This is a genomic window from Epilithonimonas sp., from assembly GCF_032055105.1.
GTDB lineage: Bacteria > Bacteroidota > Bacteroidia > Flavobacteriales > Weeksellaceae > Epilithonimonas.
In genome coordinates this window covers 14,676-28,986 of sequence record NZ_DAMBRK010000023.1, presented here as the reverse complement: position 1 = coordinate 28,986, position 14,311 = coordinate 14,676, and the positions used below count along the sequence as shown (strand labels likewise).

General features: G+C 34.4%; 13 protein-coding genes. 6 read left to right on the top strand and 7 right to left on the bottom strand.

Translation table 11 applies throughout. The features are described 5' to 3' along the window. Window positions 1-196: 196 nt before the first annotated feature. On the bottom strand, window positions 197-712 hold the full coding sequence (locus RTY06_RS15155; protein ID WP_312825813.1) for an FUSC family protein: 516 nt from the start codon (window positions 710-712) through the stop codon (window positions 197-199). A gap of 138 nt (window positions 713-850) precedes the next feature. Between RTY06_RS15155 and RTY06_RS15150 the strand changes: the two genes are divergently transcribed. Next, window positions 851-2,290 carry an aminoacyl-histidine dipeptidase gene (locus RTY06_RS15150; protein WP_312825812.1) on the top strand — a complete coding sequence of 480 codons (1,440 nt, stop codon included), beginning with the start codon at window positions 851-853 and terminating at the stop codon, window positions 2,288-2,290. Between the two features lie 70 nt (window positions 2,291-2,360). Here the strand turns inward: RTY06_RS15150 and RTY06_RS15145 are convergent, their stop codons facing one another. After that, a complete protein-coding gene (locus RTY06_RS15145) occupies window positions 2,361-2,861 on the bottom strand; it encodes a peptidylprolyl isomerase (RefSeq protein WP_312825811.1) in 501 nt (166 codons plus the stop codon). Between the two features lie 153 nt (window positions 2,862-3,014). Between RTY06_RS15145 and radA the strand changes: the two genes are divergently transcribed. Both radA and RTY06_RS15135 read left to right on the top strand, forming a co-directional pair. Then, a complete protein-coding gene (gene radA, locus RTY06_RS15140) occupies window positions 3,015-4,358 on the top strand; it encodes a DNA repair protein RadA (RefSeq protein ID WP_116032411.1) in 1,344 nt (447 codons plus the stop codon). 35 nt (window positions 4,359-4,393) lie between these two features. Then, window positions 4,394-4,966, top strand: coding sequence for an ACP phosphodiesterase (locus RTY06_RS15135; RefSeq protein WP_312825810.1), 573 nt, complete (start codon window positions 4,394-4,396; stop codon window positions 4,964-4,966). A gap of 75 nt (window positions 4,967-5,041) precedes the next feature. On the opposite strand, the gene RTY06_RS15130 is transcribed toward RTY06_RS15135, so the two are convergent. Both RTY06_RS15130 and RTY06_RS15125 read right to left on the bottom strand, forming a co-directional pair. Then, window positions 5,042-5,431 carry a VOC family protein gene (locus RTY06_RS15130; RefSeq protein ID WP_312825809.1) on the bottom strand — a complete coding sequence of 130 codons (390 nt, stop codon included), beginning with the start codon at window positions 5,429-5,431 and terminating at the stop codon, window positions 5,042-5,044. A gap of 96 nt (window positions 5,432-5,527) precedes the next feature. Beyond that, window positions 5,528-6,031, bottom strand: coding sequence for a DUF6702 family protein (locus RTY06_RS15125; RefSeq protein ID WP_312825808.1), 504 nt, complete (start codon window positions 6,029-6,031; stop codon window positions 5,528-5,530). Window positions 6,032-6,095: 64 nt separating this feature from the next. Between RTY06_RS15125 and RTY06_RS15120 the strand changes: the two genes are divergently transcribed. After that, on the top strand, window positions 6,096-6,662 hold the full coding sequence (locus RTY06_RS15120) for a HupE/UreJ family protein (RefSeq protein WP_312825807.1): 567 nt from the start codon (window positions 6,096-6,098) through the stop codon (window positions 6,660-6,662). 207 nt (window positions 6,663-6,869) lie between these two features. Here RTY06_RS15120 and RTY06_RS15115 read toward each other — a convergent pair whose 3' ends face one another. The 3 genes from RTY06_RS15115 to RTY06_RS15105 form a co-directional block, all read right to left on the bottom strand. Then, a complete protein-coding gene (locus RTY06_RS15115; RefSeq protein WP_312825806.1) occupies window positions 6,870-7,238 on the bottom strand; it encodes a hypothetical protein in 369 nt (122 codons plus the stop codon). A gap of 65 nt (window positions 7,239-7,303) precedes the next feature. After that, window positions 7,304-7,774 (bottom strand): Lrp/AsnC family transcriptional regulator, encoded by a 471-nt coding sequence (locus tag RTY06_RS15110; RefSeq protein ID WP_116032426.1) that lies wholly within the window; start codon window positions 7,772-7,774, stop codon window positions 7,304-7,306. 130 nt (window positions 7,775-7,904) lie between these two features. Next, entirely contained in the window at window positions 7,905-12,569 is a 4,665-nt protein-coding gene (locus RTY06_RS15105) for a translocation/assembly module TamB (RefSeq protein ID WP_312825805.1), read from the bottom strand. Window positions 12,570-12,574: 5 nt separating this feature from the next. On the opposite strand from RTY06_RS15105, the gene tsaD reads away from it, so the two are divergent. Beyond that, complete coding sequence (tsaD, locus tag RTY06_RS15100) at window positions 12,575-13,591, top strand: tRNA (adenosine(37)-N6)-threonylcarbamoyltransferase complex transferase subunit TsaD (RefSeq protein WP_312825804.1); 1,017 nt, start codon at window positions 12,575-12,577, stop codon at window positions 13,589-13,591. A gap of 9 nt (window positions 13,592-13,600) precedes the next feature. Next, window positions 13,601-14,245 (top strand): hypothetical protein, encoded by a 645-nt coding sequence (locus RTY06_RS15095; protein WP_312825803.1) that lies wholly within the window; start codon window positions 13,601-13,603, stop codon window positions 14,243-14,245. Window positions 14,246-14,311 lie beyond the last annotated feature (66 nt).

The window sequence follows — 14,311 nt, the reverse complement described above, 5'->3', positions numbered from 1 at the left end:
CATAAAAAATGCCCCTAAAAAGTGTATAACTTTTTGGGGGCAGTCCAATTTTGGGGAGTTTTTTTATTTAGGAGCTTAATCCCGCTATCCGCTATATCTTTTTTGTTTTCAGAACGATAGTCCATAAAATAACATTAGCAATAGAAAACAAAAAAGGATGTCGCTGCTATCGGGGCTAAGGGTTTTGTACCTTTTATCAATGTTTCAAAAAAGTTTGACCATAACTTTTGAACTTAGAAAAAATAAAAGTGATGATCAACGCGACAAAACATCCGATGCAGACACAAATTACACGTTCAATGGGAATCAGCCAATCGTGCGCCTGATTTTCCTCAATCAAAACAATAACAAGAGCTGCCAACGCAGAACGCAATGTATTATCTAATTGAAAAGCAATCCCAACCAATATCGTAATTGCTACTCCAAAACAAATTTTAAGTATACTTGGTACAGGAATAAAAAACAAAAGCATCCCAATAGAAGCGCCAAGAAGATTGGATTTGATCCTATCGTAAGCCAACTTGTTGCTGTTATCCGGTGAGAAAACAATTACGACAGAAATCAATGCCCAATAAACAGGATATTGTGGAAGAAAAACATAAAACAAATAACAGATTGCTGCACCAATGACACATTTTATCAAGTAAATCCATTCCGAAACGGACACTCTTAACCTTAGAAATTTTGAAAATTGTTGTATAAAATTCGACATCAATAGTTTGCTAGAATTGAAGTTTCAAAATTATAAAACATAAAACGAATCAAAGATTCCAGAAACATTATTTATGTCATAAAGATTTCATTTTCCTTTCATAATTAGTAAATTGCCAATTCAAAAAATTTCAAAAAAATGGAATATTCTCAACTGGAACCAAAAGTGATTTGGAAAAACTTCGAAGCACTGAATTCGGTTCCAAGACCATCAAAAAAAGAAGAAAAAGTTATAAAATTCATAAAAGAATTCGGCCAGAATTTGGGATTACCAACAACCGTTGACGAAGTTGGAAATGTCATCATCACAAAACCCGCAACTTCAGGAATGGAAGACAGACAGCCAATCGTGATGCAATCTCACCTTGATATGGTTTGTCAAAAAAACAACGATGTAGAATTTGATTTCGAAACTCAAGGAATCCAAATGTATGTTGATGGCGATTGGGTAAGAGCAAAAGGAACAACTTTGGGTGCTGATAACGGCTTAGGCGTTGCAACGATTATGTCAATCTTAGAAAGTAACGACATTCCACATCCAGAATTGGAAGCACTTTTCACTATTGATGAAGAAACAGGAATGACAGGCGCATTAGCTTTGAAACCAGGACAATTGAAAGGTGAAATTTTATTAAATCTTGACACCGAAGAAGATGACGAAATCGATATTGGTTGTGCCGGTGGTGTAGATGTAACCGCTTCTGCAAAATTCGAGTTGGAAGAATCAAAAGGAGAAACTTTCAAAATTGAAATCAAAGGTTTGCAAGGTGGACACTCTGGAATGGATATTATCAAAGGTCTTGGAAATTCAAATAAATTATTGGGAAGATTCTTATTCTTAGGATTAGACCATCAGATTCAGTTAAGTTCAATTGACGGTGGAAGTTTGAGAAATGCAATTCCAAGAGAAGCTAAAGCTATTTTTTCTGTTGATAATTCAGAAATATTTTCAAAAAACATTGAGCAATTAAAATCTGATATTTTGGAAGAATTTGCTTCTTTAGAAAAAGATTTAATTATCAATATTGAAAAAACTGATTCTTCTGAAAAAGTAATTTCTATTGAAGATTCTAAGAAAATAATTTTCGCCATCAATGCAGCTCATAATGGTGTTTTCCGAATGAGTCCAGATGTGGAAGGTTTGGTAGAAGCTTCCAACAACGTTGCTAGAGTCGAATTGAAAAACGGAGAAATCAAGATTTTAAATTTAACACGTTCTTCCGTAGAATCTACAAAATGGGAAGTTGCCAATCAATTAAAATCGGCTTTTGAAAGTAATTCTTTGAAAACAGAATTCGCCGGTTCTTATCCAGGCTGGAAACCAAAACCGGAAGCAGAAATCATCAAAGTAATGACCGAACTTTATGAAAATAACTTCGGAGAAAAACCATTGGTTGTAGCTTGTCATGCAGGTTTGGAATGCGGAATCATCGGAGCCAATTACCCAAAAATGGAAATGGTAAGTTTTGGACCAACCATCAAAGGCGCGCATTCTCCGGATGAAAGAGCGAGTGTTTCTTCCACTCAAAAATTCTGGAAATACACACAGGAGATTTTGAAAAATATTCCTAAAAAGTAAAGCTAAACAATCATCATAAAAAAATGCTCGTTAACTGTAACGAGCATTTTTATTTTTACTAATTCAAAGATTAATGACCAGAATGACCATCTTCTCCGTGAGCGTGGCCATGTGCTAATTCTTCTTCTGTTGCAGGTCGTGTGTTTAGGATTTCCACATCAAAGAACAAACTTCTTCCAGCCATTGGGTGATTAAGGTCTACAACAACTTCTTCTGGCGTTACTTCCAATACAATTGCTTGAAAATTATTTCCCTGATTATCAGAAAGTGGCAACATTGCTCCAACTGGAGGTAATTCTTGACCTTGGAACATATCAACAGGCAATTGCGTAACTGCTTCAGGATTTCTTTCTCCGTAACCTTCGCTTGGTGCAATTTCGAAAGATGCTTTATCACCTACCGCTAGATTTTGAATTTCAGCTTCGAATTTTGGAATCATCATTCCTACACCGTAAAGAAAAGTCATTGGGTTTTCTGCAGAAGTCTCTTCTACAAATACTTTTTCGCCGTTCTCATCATTAGTATGTAGAACATATTTTAGCGTTACTACATTGTTTTTTTCTAATGCCATTGTTTATGATTTAATTTTATTAATAATTTTTGGAGCATCTTTTCCGATGCAACGGTCACAAAAGTAAGCTTTTGAAATTTAAGAGTAGAATATTTAAAATAAAACTTCTTTCCAAATATTTTCTTTTCGAGAATTTTTCTGGAACTTAGCAGAATGGCAAAACTCAAAACTCAATATTTCTGTCAGAACTGTGGCGCGCAATATTCTCAGTGGCACGGGCAATGCAAAACCTGTGGAGAATGGAATACGCTGGTGGAAGAAATCGTAGAAAAATCTACAAAATCTGTCGTTCCAAAATCCAAATCTTCTATCATCAACATCATAGAAGTTGAAACCAACGAAGAACCAAGAATCAAAACACCTTCCGAAGAACTAGACCGAGTTTTAGGTGGCGGAATTGTTTTGGGTTCCGTAACCTTGATTGGAGGAGAACCCGGAATTGGAAAATCAACACTACTCCTTCAATTAGCCTTGAAAATGAAGAAGAAAATCCTGTATGTTTCAGGTGAAGAAAGTGCTTCTCAAATCAAAATGAGAGCCGACAGATTAGCCGAAGTTAAAAACCCAAATTGCTTCCTTTTCACAGAAACTAATGTTGAGAAAATCTTGCACGAAGCAAAAAAACTAATGCCAGATTTTATGATTATAGATTCTATCCAGACTTTGCAATCTCAATTGATAGAAAGCTCGCCGGGAACTGTTTCTCAAATCCGAGAATGTTCTAACGAAATCATCAAATTTGCCAAAGACAACAACATTCCTGTTTTTCTGGTTGGACATATTACAAAAGACGGACAAATTGCTGGTCCAAAAGTTTTGGAGCACATGGTAGATGTTGTTCTTAATTTTGATGGCGACAGAAATCACCTTTTCCGATTATTGAGAGCTAACAAAAATCGTTTTGGTTCTACATCAGAAATTGGGATTTATGAAATGATTTCGCAAGGTTTGAAAGAAATCAAAAACCCTTCAGAAATTCTCATAACTAAAAAATCAGAAGAACTTTCCGGAAACTCAGTTGCCGTAACTTTGGAAGGAAACAGACCGATGTTATTGGAAATCCAAGCTTTGGTTTCAACTGCAGTTTATGGAACTCCACAAAGAAGTTCCACAGGATTTGATTCCAAAAGACTGAATATGCTTTTGGCTGTTCTGGAAAAAAGAGCTGGATTCCAATTAGGAGCAAAAGATGTTTTCCTTAATATAACAGGTGGAATTAAAACTGATGATCCTGCTTTGGACTTAGCAGTTGTCGCTTCAATTTTATCGAGCAATGAAGATATTGCCATTTCGGAACATTACTGTTTTGCGGGAGAAATTGGATTGAGTGGAGAAATTCGTCCTGTTGCACAAGCTGAACAAAGAATTACCGAAGCGGAAAAATTGGGTTACGAAAAAATATTTGTTTCAAATCTTAATAAACTTCCAAAAAGAAAATTCGGAATCAAGATTGAAGAAATCAGCAAGATCGAAGATTTTGTGGAACGGCTTTTTTAATTTCAATCATCATTAATAATTCGTAAATTCACTTGATGAATTACCTAGCCCACTCTATTCTTTCTTTTACCAACGGACAACTGGTCGGGAATATGATTGCGGACTTTATAAAGAACAATGAGCGGGAAAATTTTCCTTTGGAGATCCAAGAAGGGATTAAGCTTCATCGGTTTATCGATAGTTTTACAGATTCTCATCCCGCAGTTTCGGAAGCAAAAAAGATTTTCAGTCCTTTGGTAAGGCTTTATTCTGGAGCTTTTGTAGACGTTGCTTTTGATTATTTTGTAGCGCATTACTATCCGATTGAAGATTTGAAACAACATTCTCTGAAAACTTATAAAATCCTTTGGGAAAATGAAAAATGGCTTCCCGAAGATTACAAAAGAATGCTAATCAGAATGGAACAAGATGATTGGTTGACAAATTACAGAACGGATCGAGGAATCAAGTTCAGCATGCAGAATGTCCTTAATAAAGCTAAATATTTGGAAAAAAACATTCCTGTTTTCGATTTATTTTTGAAGAATAAAAAAGAGCTGCAATTTTATTTTAACAAATTCTTCCCCGACATCGTTTCGGAATGTACAAAAACCTTTAAATTGATGTAAAGTTTTGCCCAATTTATTACAAAAAAAAGCTTTGAATCAGGTAGATTCAAAGCTTTTATTATTTTACAGCAAAATCTATCGGTGTTGATCTATCAAGATTTTGTTTTCATCTGGATCTGCCAATTCTATATAAGCTGGACCTTTCGTATTTTCGTCAGCTTCTGTATTTAATTTAATATTATCAGCTTTCAATTTTTTCTGGATATCACGAACATCAGAAAACGGATTCACTTCTTTAGCATTTTCATCCCAACCAGGATTAAATGTCAAAATATTACCTTCAAACATTCCTTGGAAAATGCCAATAATGGTAGTTCCATTTTTCATAATAAGATAGTTATGCTTCATATCGCCACCCATCTGTGAGAAACCTAGTTTTTCATAATACTCTTTTGACTTTTGCAAATCTTTGACATTAAGGCTGACTGAAAATGCACCTAGCGGAAGTTTTGTATCAGTATTCATTTTTTGTTGAGAAAAGATATTAAGTGAGACAGTAAGCGACAAAATAGCAATAATTTTTTTCATGTTTTCAGGATTTTAAATCAATTCAAATATAAATTAAAATTGCTTAAAAAGATAACGATCCGGATAAGCTAATTTCTCGCTTTTTCTTTCGCTATTTACAACAATATGAATGATGTTCATCTGGTCATCAAATAGATTATAAAGAAGACTAACAGCGGTTTCAACTTTTTTCGGAACAGCCAAAGATTCGGATTCCAGATAGATATTGACACTCTCGTGATCTTCTTCGTAGCCAACATAATTAATTTTCACAAATTGATTATCGGCTTTCAACCGAAGATATTCTTTTGCATACTGCTCTAGTTCTTTATTAATTTCTGATTTGAATTTTGAATCAAGAAAATGAACAGATTTTCCATATTTTTTATTGAGAGCATTTTCCAAGTCATCCATAAAAAAACGTCCCGTAATCTCAAATGTTTTTGATTTTGAATTGTAATTGAACTCCATAGAACCTACGTGATAAGGATGTAGAGTATATGATAAATTACAAATGATTAATGATAAAAGATATATAAGAAAAAAACTTTTTTTCATTTGTTGAATAATAATTAAAATCAAAATTAATCATTATTTTCATACGGTTTTCAGAAATTAAACAATGGAGGATTTTCTATTTTACTTGCAGCTGGGTTGGGATCATATTATTTCTTTGGACGCTTTGGATCATCAGCTTTTTATTTTGGCGTTGATTGCAGCTTATAGTTTCAAAGACTTAAAAAAATTATTGATATTGATTACTGCATTTACGATTGGACATTGTATCACATTAGCTTTATCAAGTTTTGATATCATCCGCGTGAAAAGCAATTGGGTAGAATTTTTGATTCCTTGTACGATTGTGATTACCGCATTGGACAATATCTTGTTCAAGGGAAAACGTCCTTATCAGTTTTATTTTGCTTTATTTTTTGGATTGATTCACGGGATGGGATTTGCAAATACAGCCAGAATGATGCTTGCAAAAGAACAAAGTATTGCAATACCTCTTTTAGGCTTTAACATTGGATTGGAATTGGGTCAAATTGCAATGGTTTTGGCTATCCTAATCATCTTCACAATCTTATCCAAAATAACAAAGCTCAATCAAAGAGAATGGCTTCTGATTACCTCATCTGCTGCTGGAGCAATTGCGCTTCAAATGGCTTTGGAGAGAATGCCGTTTTAGTAAGTTTAATTTTAAAAAAAACATTTTTTTGACAGATCATCATGTTTTTATATTGAAACTGTAGCGCGACTTATTTCTTATTTATATATTATTTTTTATTTGAATCTATGAATCTTGTTCCTCGATTTGAATGGACGCTTCGAGAGCCTGAGAGTGGTAAAATGGAAAAGGAAAGCGGATTAAGTCGCCCGAAACTTTGTTAATATACTACTTCAAAAAGCTCCATCTTGGGATAATTGCCAAAAGCCCTACTCCGATGTATAGAAAAATTACGGTAATGTCTGAGTACAAAAAAGTGCTAAGGAAATAGTTGTGCAAGAGAAAATGTATAGCAACGAATATCGGAAAAAGAATAACTCCAACTTTTCTGTAAAGCAAAATCAAAATCCAACTGATAATTACCAAAATATCTACACCGAAAGTGTAATAGAAAAAATTACTTGGAATATTAATCTGCTGATGAAGAGAATACTCTGCATAATCTGTATTAATACTTAGAAAATAAACCAAAATTATCAATCCGAAAAAGAGGTAATAATCTTTGTTGTTTTTGAAACTTCTGTCTGCTGAATCCATGGTATAAAAGTATAAAAAAAGAGCTTACGAATAAGCTCCTTTCTATAAAAATTTCTATTAACTAACTATATACTTACCGCGTTTATAAGACGGTTTTTATCACTAATGTATTCCTCCATAGAGATCATACTTTCTGTTCTCATCACATCTTGGATGTCATCTATCTGATAGATAATTTTTTTTGCATCTTCTGTATTTTTTGCTCTCATTTTGCAGAAGATATTATATTTTCCTGATGTTACGCTAGCTTCCACAACATTCGGAATCAAAGACAATTGCTTCAATACTTCTTGTGTATGGTTTGACTTTGTAAGCAAGATACCGATGAATGCTGTAAAGTTATAGTCTAATTTGCTATAATCTATACTAAGAGATGATCCTAAAATGATTCCTGCATCTTCCATTTTTTTCACTCTTACGTGGATTGTTCCAGCTGAAACATCCATCTGTTTAGCAATTTCTGTGAAAGGCATTCTTGTGTTTTCTACCAAGAAATCTAGGATTTTTTTATCGATATCGTCTAATTGATAGTTCATTGTTTGATTTTATTATTTATTTAAAATATGTCTAATTTTTTTGCAAATTTAAAAAAAATTAAATTAACTAAAAACAAATATTAAAACATTAACAGCTTTTAACAAAACCTAAGCAAACTCATGATAATTATCATTTTATCGGCTTGTTTTTTAAAGAATCTTCTTTATTTTGCCTAACCGCGACTGTGTCAGATTTTGTCTTATCTCTGTTTTTTCGCTTCCTAAACAAACCTCTAAACGAATTAAAACTTCTACTATACACAACACCAACTCCATAGCTTTGATTTAAAGCATTGGCGGTGGCTGTACCCAATCCAAAATTAGATGGTTTGGAATATGCTCTTAGTAATCGACTTCCATTATTGGCTCTACTGAAGTCATATTCTATTGTACCTTCCGCAGAGAGATAGTTGCTGTTTGTATTTTCTGTTCTTGCAATCGGAACTCCTAAGCCTGTTTTAAAATTAATCCTAGGTGATAATGCTAAGCTTACACTTGTATTAGCCCTATCCGAAGTATTAGACCCCAAATCTCCTGTTATATAATCCAAATTAACTTGAAAATTGCTACTGATGGTATTAAGAACACTTCCCAATTGTTTGAAAGCCATATTCACACCTTGGCTCAAAGCTGTATTCCCAACATTGATTGGAACTCCGGAACTTGCCACATTAAAACTATTAAGCACAAGAATAGATCCAAACTGCATCACTCTCTCATCCTGATTAGTCATTTTCTCGGCTAAAGTTTCTCGTACTTGAGACGAAACATCTGGTGCCGAAACTCCAAAAGCAATATCTGGCTTAGTCAATGTTCCTGTAATTTTGGTTGTTAAAACAATATTAACCGGCTGTGTAAGACTCATCCCAAGATATTCTCCTGTATTGGTAATAGGTCTGGTATAATTGGCTTTGATATCAAGATCTGGCAACATTGGACTTCCTGTCCATCGGATTAAGCTTCCTCTTGCAATTTGGAAAGTTCTGTCCAAGATAGCTTTGGAAACAAAAGTTCCATTGTCTACTGTGTAAGTTCCATTCATCAGGATATTTCCACTCCTTTCCATTCTGAATTTCAAATGATTGGCATCTCCCTTTACAGCAATACTTCCAACATCATCGCCTACCAAAACATTAACCATAGAGTTTTTATCTATACTTACATCAAAATCTATCAGCATATTAGCCCCAGATTGTTTCTTTTTCTCTATGGAAATCCCACCCGCTTCATCACGTTTTAAGAATCTAAGAATTTTAAATTCATCTACATTAGCTGTAGAAGCACTATTAAAAGTAAATGTACTATTATTAATGACTTTAAGTCCATCATTTGGTGTACTGATTTCCAACCCCGAAACTGGTCCACTGACATAGACATCTCCTTCTCCATAAACACGTCCCCAGAAAAGATCATTTTCTTCTTGAGTAGAATTAAGGACCAAAAGATTATCCGCCCTCATAATCAAGTTGACACCAAGAGATGATAAAGTTTCAAATTGAATTGATCCAGAAATACTTCCTTTAGAATTAGACCTTCCATCTTTGATTGCAATATTATTAAGAAGTGCCAAACCTCTTGAAAGATTGATTACCGTATCATCAAAAGAATAGTCTACTCCTGTAAACAACAATTTCAAGCCAAATCCTTTCAAAGCAATATCTCCACTATAATCCAAATCATTCATTGGACCAGAAATTTTCAAATCTCCTGTAGCTTTCCCTCGGAAATTTCCAAAAATCTGTTTCACAAACTGTTGAGCAAATGCAAGATCAAATTCGTCCATTTTAGCACTCACATCCAGAACTGGCGAAGAAGGATTATTATCAATCGTTCCCGTAACATCCAAAGTATTATGACCTAACAAATCCGAAGACAATGCCTGAATGTTAACATCAAAGACATTCGGTTTTTCACTTTTGGTAATTCTGGTTTCGATGTTACCCATTGCTTTGTCATTCATAAAGATATTCTCGATATCTAGATCTACCAATGGTTCCAGATTATTCCCCGATTTCTTAACCAAGATTGTTCCGTTAGCAATACCTTTGATATCCAAATCATTTTCCCCTCCATTCCCTAAGGCTAACAACTTAGAAATATCAAAGTTCTTAACTTCTGCATCTGCCGTAAAATCTTTAGCTGATTTAAAGTCTGCATTCTTTACCAATAGCTCACTTTCATCAGAAAAGATTCTCAAATTTTGAACTATAAAATCTTTTTCCTTATTTCTATAAGTAATCGAATGATTGAGTTCCGGGCTGGTATCTACACTCCAAGCTACATTATTAAAGGTAATTGTCGTAGGTTCAAAACGGAAAACATAATCACCCGCAGAATTAGTTGTCTGATTAATATTAACTGCATATTCTTTCATTTTCTTTGCAGCTTCATCATCCAAGGTTCCCAACTCGAAGGTTGTAGAGATATACAAAACCTGACTATTTCTGTTAGCCGCAACAAAATCTACATCTCGCAAAACATTTTTAGCATATTGAGCTCTTTTAGCATATAAATCCAATTGTTTTTCAAAATTAGCAGTGTTAACTCTTAATCTCAGACTATCCACCATGGCGCTGTCTTTGGTTTTAGTCAAATCTGGTTGATAAGTAGCATCTGTTTCTGCCAGGAATTTTTCAGATTCGGTCAATTCTTTTTTGCTTGTCATCACATATTTGATTTTTGTAGCATCAGCATTCAGAATCAAATCGTTGGTATTACCATCGTATTTCCCAGCTACTTTCGCACCATCTGGTAATTCTAAGTTCGGAACAAAGAAAGCTACCAAACCTTGCTTTACATCAAAATCAAAATCGAAATTCTGTCCGTTGTAAGTTTTCTTCGGAGGATTCCCAACCATTATTTTATTGATACTGTTGGTTATCATCTTCCCAATATCTTCCAAATCAAATCTTCCAGAAATTCTTCCGTTAACAGCTCCAGGCGCATCTAAAGAAACAATCCTGTTTCCATTTTCAAAGAAAGCTTTGATTTTGGAATCCGGAATATGAAGTTTTTGAGACGAAGAATTAAGCGTTAGGTTTTGAATACTTGTATCAAGATTCAAATCATTCAGATTCGTCATCGCCGCTTTGCCTACAATATGTCCACTTACAGAATTCGTATCGCCTGCAGAAACTCCAAAATAGTTCAAATCCACATATTTGATATCCGCATCAAAATCCGCCAGTAATCTTTTGGTGCTGAAATCTACAAAACCTTTGAAAGTCCCTTTGGCGTGAGCATCGTTGGAATTAACATTTCCTGTAAATCGTTTTTTATTAAGGATTCCGTCAATCGAAATATTATTAAGGCTTTTCCCCAACAAATCGATATGATTAACATCCGAAGTGGTTTTCACATACATCGTATTCACATCAAAACCTTCTCCCTGAACATTAAATTTTCCGGAAATCAATCCAACTTGTTTGTTTTTTGTCAAAGCTGTTACATTCAAATCTTTGACTTCGGCCAATCCTCTATATTTTGGACGTTTTGTACTGTAATCTACGAGATTAAAATTGGTTACTTTTGCTTGCCCAATTCCAGTAATCATATTACCTGTTGCATAGACTTGCTTTGGATTAACTCTTACAGAACCATTATATTTTAATCTTCCAAAATCATCAGCGAAATTTCCCATTTTAGAAGAGATGAATTTCGGTAATGAAGCTTTCAAACCTTTGTAAGTGAAATCAGCAGAAACATTTTTACTTTCGATGAAAAATTTCTTATCCAAAACACTCGAGATGGTCATCTTGTTGGTATTCAGATTGATTTCTTGTGACCGAATTAAGAAATTATTTAAAGTAAAATCATTAAGTGGTCCAGTCATTGTTCCTGAAATATTGATTGGCGTATAATTGTCCCAATCTGGCACAAAATAACTCAAATCATATCCACTTATCTGACTTCCCGGAATCATTTTCAAATCCCATTTGACTTTGTTTCCAAAATCACCAAACTTGGTAACCGGGTCAAGATTCATCGTTACTTCTCCTTGAAGTAAAGAATGGTCTGTATTGAAGGTCAAATTCCCTAATTTCAGATGCTTTTTCGTCAGTTCAAAATTGGTAGAAAAAGTATCTACAATATGTTCCTTTCCGTATCGTTTTGTAATGAAATTAAAATTCCTGATATCCGCAGAAACATCTGCGCCTTCCACTTTTAGAGAAGTCACATTTAGATTAACTTTTCTTGCATCTAGCCATTTTCCCGCTTCTCCCGGACTATTTTCGTTGATGATACTTGCAATCCCATTGATGATATCAAACTTCATCCCCATTTTGAAAGGCTTCCTCTTTGGGTCACGAGGTTTCCCGTCATCAAAATTATCAACGTATCGGATAAAATTACTGATGCTGTCTCCTTTATAAGTAATGACACGAATAGTTGGCTCGATAACGGTTGCTTGATTGAATTTGATATCTCTTGTATTGAAAGCCAAAGCCATCCAGTCCGACGCTACTCGCATCTCTTTTGCTTTTACAAACTCATTACCTTTATAATCTTTGATATGTAAACCTTTTATCGCAACATCTCCGAAAAAATTGACATCAATATCATCAATAGACATTCCCATTTTCAGGTCCTTATTCAGAAAATCTATGGCTTGATTGGCGATGTAACGTTTGGTAACAGGAAGATTAATGATAATCAGGATCAAAGCAACCAATGCAATAATGCTGTAAGAAACGGTGCTCAGAATTGTTAAAAAAAGCGAACGTTTCTTCTTGATGACTGGTTTGTCATTGATTAGTTCTTCGTTATTTGTATTTTTATTTTCTAACTTTGCCATCTATTATGAGCGAGTCAATTATTTTAGGTATCGAGTCTTCTTGCGACGACACTTCCGCAGCAATCATCAGGGATAACAAAATCCTTTCCAACATTGCCGCCAATCAGGAAATCCATAATGAATATGGTGGCGTTGTGCCAGAGTTGGCTTCACGAGCGCATCAGCAAAACATCATTCCTGTCGTAGAAAAAGCATTCTCGAAAGCAAATATACAACAAAATGACATTTGCGCGATTGGCTTCACACGTGGTCCTGGTCTTTTGGGTTCTTTGCTTGTTGGGACATCTTTTGCGAAATCTCTGGCGATGAGTCTGGACGTTCCTTTGATAGAAGTCAACCATTTGCAGGCTCATATTTTAGCACATTTTATAGATGATGCCAATCCTACTCCACCCAATTTTCCATTTTTATGTTTGACGGTTTCTGGCGGTCATACGATGATTGTTTTGGTTAAGGATTATTTCGAAATGGAGATTATAGGCAAAACGATTGATGATGCAGCAGGCGAAGCATTTGACAAAATCGGAAAAATATTTGACCTTGATTATCCTGCAGGACCAATTGTTGACAGATTAGCCAAAGAAGGAAATCCTGATGCTTTCAAATTCAACAAACCGAGAATGGAAGGTTATGATTATTCTTTCAGTGGGATTAAAACTTCGGTTTTATATTTTATTCAAAAAGAAGTGAGAAAAAATCCTGATTTTATTAAGGACAATTTGAATGACCTTTGTGCATCTGTTCAGAAATCCATTATTGAAATCTTAATGGATAAATTGGAAAAAGCTTCCTCAGAACTTAATGTAAAAGATGTTGCCATTGCCGGTGGTGTTTCTGCCAATTCTGGTCTTAGAAAAGCAATGGAACACAATCGTGAAAAACTCGGCTGGAATATCTTCATCCCAAAATTCGAATATACAACAGACAACGCTGCAATGATTGCAATGGTTGCAAAATTGAAATATGAACGTGGCGAGTTTACGGATATTAGGACTACTGCGACTGCCAAGTATGATTTGTAATTATTAATTATGAACATTGAAAAAGCACAATATATTATTTATTATTTTTCAAATCTTCTGAGTCGAGAAGAACAAATTGCAATAAAACATACCAATTCTTGCATAATACGAGGTGGTGATTTCGATAATCCACAAATCAGAAATCTCTACTTGAAACACGGATGGATTAAAAAAGACCAAAAAGTCTTACAGCTTCTATTAAACGGTTATGACAATTTTCAAATTCAAACTGCTAAAAAAATTTTAGAACAAAATCCCGTCAAAGTATTTTTTAATAACTGTCCGCAATGTGGAAAATTAGCGAGAACGCCATTAGCAAAACAATGCAGATTCTGTGGGAATAATTGGCATTATCAAATTACGGCAAAATTTAGATTAAGTTTTTCTACAAAAATCACAAATCGAAGACTATTTCTAACAGGTGAAATAATTGAAGGAGAGATATCAAGCAATGAGAATTTTGTTGATCTAGTTTTTGCCGGAATTAATAAAAGAGCTAAAATCAAGAGTATCGAATCCGTACGAAAAATTGAAAATAACAAACCTCTTAATTTAATTACACTTCAAATTGACGGAATCGACGAAGATGAAATCCAAACTATTATAAATATTGGAAGTTCTTTTAACCCAATTGATATTTTCAAAAGCATTTAAAATTAAAATAGGGAAAGAGTAAACCCCACGCTAGCGCGAGCATCTTGCTTGTGAACACAGTACGAG

Coding starts and splice junctions, on each gene's coding strand:
- RTY06_RS15145 (WP_312825811.1), bottom strand. CDS start 2,861: ATGGCATTAGAAAAAAACAATGTAGTAACGCTAAAATATGTTCTACAT.
- RTY06_RS15120 (WP_312825807.1), top strand. CDS start 6,096: ATGGAGGATTTTCTATTTTACTTGCAGCTGGGTTGGGATCATATTATT.
- RTY06_RS15110 (WP_116032426.1), bottom strand. CDS start 7,774: ATGAACTATCAATTAGACGATATCGATAAAAAAATCCTAGATTTCTTG.
- RTY06_RS15105 (WP_312825805.1), bottom strand. CDS start 12,569: ATGGCAAAGTTAGAAAATAAAAATACAAATAACGAAGAACTAATCAAT.
- RTY06_RS15095 (WP_312825803.1), top strand. CDS start 13,601: ATGAACATTGAAAAAGCACAATATATTATTTATTATTTTTCAAATCTT.
- RTY06_RS15125 (WP_312825808.1), bottom strand. CDS start 6,031: ATGAAAAAAAGTTTTTTTCTTATATATCTTTTATCATTAATCATTTGT.
- RTY06_RS15150 (WP_312825812.1), top strand. CDS start 851: ATGGAATATTCTCAACTGGAACCAAAAGTGATTTGGAAAAACTTCGAA.
- RTY06_RS15130 (WP_312825809.1), bottom strand. CDS start 5,431: ATGAATACTGATACAAAACTTCCGCTAGGTGCATTTTCAGTCAGCCTT.
- RTY06_RS15135 (WP_312825810.1), top strand. CDS start 4,394: ATGAATTACCTAGCCCACTCTATTCTTTCTTTTACCAACGGACAACTG.
- tsaD (WP_312825804.1), top strand. CDS start 12,575: ATGAGCGAGTCAATTATTTTAGGTATCGAGTCTTCTTGCGACGACACT.
- RTY06_RS15155 (WP_312825813.1), bottom strand. CDS start 712: ATGTCGAATTTTATACAACAATTTTCAAAATTTCTAAGGTTAAGAGTG.
- radA (WP_116032411.1), top strand. CDS start 3,015: ATGGCAAAACTCAAAACTCAATATTTCTGTCAGAACTGTGGCGCGCAA.
- RTY06_RS15115 (WP_312825806.1), bottom strand. CDS start 7,238: ATGGATTCAGCAGACAGAAGTTTCAAAAACAACAAAGATTATTACCTC.